A 3,536-nucleotide genomic window follows, 5' to 3' on the forward strand; every position below is an offset into this window, starting at 1 on the left:
CCTAGCGACTTGCGGATACTCAAAGGCACTGGACCCCGGCGTTCGCCGGGGCGACGAGTCGCTAGCTTTGAATTTGCTGGGAAAAAAGGGGCTTCGGTTGAGTTGCAGATGTTTGCCTGGAGCGCAGCGAATTTCCCCGGACAGCAATGGGCGAAAGCCGGAATCCATTTCAAAAGCACCAAGACGCTCCAGCAAACCTTGCATCCTCCGCCGTCGCGCGGGAGAGAGCACATCACTGCCAAACAAATCGACCCTATGCCCTTAGTCATGGTTCCCCCGCGCCGTCAGCTAGCCGAAACTCAGGGAACGGCTCCAAGGGGATACCAACATGCGCCTCAATCCACTGGCTACGGCCTTCGCCGGAGCGTTGGCTACGTTCGGACTTTCGTTGCTCGCGGCCACGCCGGCCACCGCACAGCAGAAACCCGACCCGCAGGCGGAGCTGATCGCCAAGCACAACGCCACCGAGAAGGAGCTCGAACAGGTGGCGGTGATCGACCGCAAGGTGATGATCAAGATGCGCGACGGCAAGCTGATGGCCGCCGACATTTACCGCCCCAAGGGCGAGAGCAAGGTGCCGATCATCTTCGTGCGCACGCCGTACAACTTCAATTTCTGGGACGTGAAACTCGGCGCGCCGCGCGACATGACGCGCGAGCTGGAAGCGGTGAAGCACGGCTACGCATACGTGGAAATCCAGGAGCGCGGGCACTTCTTCTCGCAAGGCAACTACGACATCCTCGGCATGCCGTTGAGCGACGGCGCCGATGAGCTCAAGTGGATGTCTTCGCAACCGTGGTCGAACGGCAAAGTCGGCACCACCGGTTGCTCGTCGACGGCAGAGTGGCAGCTTGCGGTGGTAGCGCAGAACGATCCTTCGCTGGCCACTTTCAACGTGCAGGGTTTCGGCGCCGGTGTCGGCCATGTCGGCCCTTACTATGAGCAAGGCAACTGGTATCGCGGCGGTGCGGTGCAGATGCTGTTTATTTCCTGGATCTACGACTACGGCATCCAGAACCAGGTGCGGCCGATGTTTCCGTCGAGCACTTCGCAGGCGGAATTGATCAACGCTTCGCATTTCTTTGATCTCGCGCCGCAGATGCCGCCCGTCGACTGGGACAAGGCGTTCTGGCATCTGCCCGAGAACGACATCATCAAGGCAGTGGGCGGCCCGCCCGGCATCTACGAGACGCATATGCCGGTGGCGACCGGCGGCGACATGATCGCGCGCGCGCCGAATGATCCGGCCTGGTACAAGGGCGGCCTGTGGCACGAGAACATGCAGATCAGCAAGCCGGGCCTGTGGTTCATGAGCTGGTTCGACGTGTCGGTATCGCCCAATCTCGCCGCTTACAACGAAGTGCGCCGCACCGCGCCGAAAGCCGTCGCCGATCAGCAATACGCCGTGATCGCACCGGTACTGCACTGCGCTTACACGCGCGCCACCGAGCACACCATGGTCGGTGACCTCGACATGGGCGATGCACGCTTCGACTACAACGACCTCGTCTACGGCTGGTTCGATCATTACCTCAAGGGCGAAAACAGCCCCGCGTTGGATAAGCAGCCCAAGGTGATGTACTACCTGATGGGCGCCAATCGCTGGGAAAAAGCCGATACCTGGCCGCCAGCCGGCGCCACCACGCAAGACTTTTATTTCACCAGCGAGGGCCAGGCCAACACGCTCTACGGCAATGGCAAACTGGTTGCCGCCGCGCCCACAGCCGATCATCCCGATCAGTTCGTCTACGACCCGGCCAACCCGGTACCCACGTTCGGTGGCGGCGGCTGCTGCCAGGGCACTGCGGTGAAGTTCGGCTCCTACGATCAGCGTCCGCAAGAAGCGCGCAACGACGTGCTGGTCTACGACACCGAACCGTTCAAGCAAGGCACGGAAGTCAGCGGCCCGATCACGGTGACGTTGTATGTCTCCTCCAGCGCGAAGGACACCGACTTCACCTTCAAGGTAAGCGATGTGTATCCCGATGGCCGCGCCTTCAATATCACCGAGAACATCCAGCGCATGCGCTACCGCAATGGCTACGACAAGCCGCTGGCGTGGATGTCACCCGGACAGGTGTACAAGGTCACCTTCCAGCCGATCGACACCAGCTACTACTTCAAACCCGGGCACAAGCTGCGCGTGGATATTTCCAGCAGCAACTTCCCGCGCTTCGATCGCAATCTCAACACCGGCGGCAACAACTACGACGAAGACAAGTGGGTCGTCGCGCACAACGCAATCCATCACGACAGCGAGCATCCGTCCAAGATCACCATTACCGTGGTACCAAGCGCTGCCATGTGATGCAGGTTGGGGTGAGGCGAAAGCCGAACCCCAAGCTGGCGTGCCAGCATCGGGAATGTTGGGGTTCGCGTTCCGCTCACCCCAACCTACGGCATCAGCCGTTGCTGGACACGATCAAGCCCTTTATCCACGGCTTCCCACACGCCCTCTTCGCCAACCACCCGGCAGAAAAGCTCGTTGATGCCGCCAGGCGTGGCGTGTTGCCGCATCAACATTCCGAAATCCAGCTCGCTGCCGTGCAGCGACGATGCAATCTCCGCAAACATCGCGCCGACGTATTGCTGCGCCTGCCGTTGCGCGATGCCGCGCGCGGTGAGCCAGGCGCTGATCCGATTCAAATAGAGAAAATGCGCAGCAACCGTTGCGGTCGAAGCGGAGAACAAATCGAACGCCGTTTCATCGGCAACCGCGATAACACGACCCAGCCGATCGAACAGTTCGCGCGAAAAATCGGCGGCCGGATACAAGGGCGTGACACCGCGTCGAACGGCGACGGATGGCAATGGAATGGCGCGCACGATGTGCTGCGCTGGCGCGACAAGTTCATGCAGCACCTTGAGAGGAACACCAGCCATCACGCTTATCACGCTTTGGTCCCGAAAGCGCAATTCGGCCATCACCTGCGGCGCATCGGATGGCCGCACGCAGAGCAGCACGACATCGGATTGCTCGACGACGGCTTGATTGCTGCCGGCCATGCGAACGTTCGGATAGAACGCCGCAAGCTTCGCCGCCAATTCTGCATTGCGTGGCGAAAGCAGGATATCCGGCGGGTTATCGCCTTCGCTCAAGCCAGTAACCATCGCCGTGGCGATCGTGCCTACCCCAAGAACACCGAGCATCACATGGCTCTCCGCATAGAAGTCGCCGACGAACTTATACTCGTTCCAGATGACTTCTGCGCGGTAGGCCGGGATGAAATCCCAGCATCGTCACGCATTAAAAAATTCGTCGCCCCGGCAAAAGCCGAGGCCCAGCGACTTCCAAGATCGTCATGTCGCCAGATTTAAGCTTTCCTCGCTGCTGAAAGATCGGCACGCGGTGACGACGAGATATCAAGTGTTACGTCAGCATTGAATCAAAGTACTCAACCCGACCGCGTCGCCACCACCGGCGGCACATTGGACGCACGCCGTGCCGGCACCAGCACCGATGCCTGCCCGAGCACCAGCATCACCATGGCGCCGGTGATGATGTAGAGCGTCGGAAGACGCGCTGTTTCGTAATG

The 3,536-nt window shown here is 60.4% G+C and carries 3 protein-coding genes and 1 pseudogene; 1 reads left to right on the plus strand and 3 read right to left on the minus strand.

Going from position 1 to position 3,536, the window contains the following annotated elements; all coding sequences use genetic code 11:
* Positions 1–195 (minus strand): hypothetical protein (locus tag VJR68_RS11815; protein ID WP_324147873.1); only part of this gene is annotated, 195 nt, incomplete at its 3' end.
* A 133-nt stretch (positions 196–328) separates the two neighbouring features.
* Between VJR68_RS11815 and VJR68_RS11820 the strand changes: the two genes are divergently transcribed.
* Positions 329–2,308, plus strand: a complete 1,980-nt coding sequence (locus VJR68_RS11820) for a CocE/NonD family hydrolase (protein WP_324147874.1) — start codon at positions 329–331, stop codon at positions 2,306–2,308.
* 86 nt (positions 2,309–2,394) lie between these two features.
* On the opposite strand, the gene VJR68_RS11825 is transcribed toward VJR68_RS11820, so the two are convergent.
* The gene (locus tag VJR68_RS11825; RefSeq protein ID WP_324147875.1) at positions 2,395–3,150 is read right to left on the minus strand and encodes an NAD(P)-binding domain-containing protein; all 756 of its coding nucleotides are present in this window, start codon (positions 3,148–3,150) and stop codon (positions 2,395–2,397) included.
* A 245-nt stretch (positions 3,151–3,395) separates the two neighbouring features.
* A pseudogene (locus VJR68_RS11830) lies at positions 3,396–3,536 on the minus strand (peptide ABC transporter permease); the annotation flags it as partial.

Source organism: Dyella sp., assembly GCF_035277725.1.
GTDB lineage: Bacteria > Pseudomonadota > Gammaproteobacteria > Xanthomonadales > Rhodanobacteraceae > Dyella_B.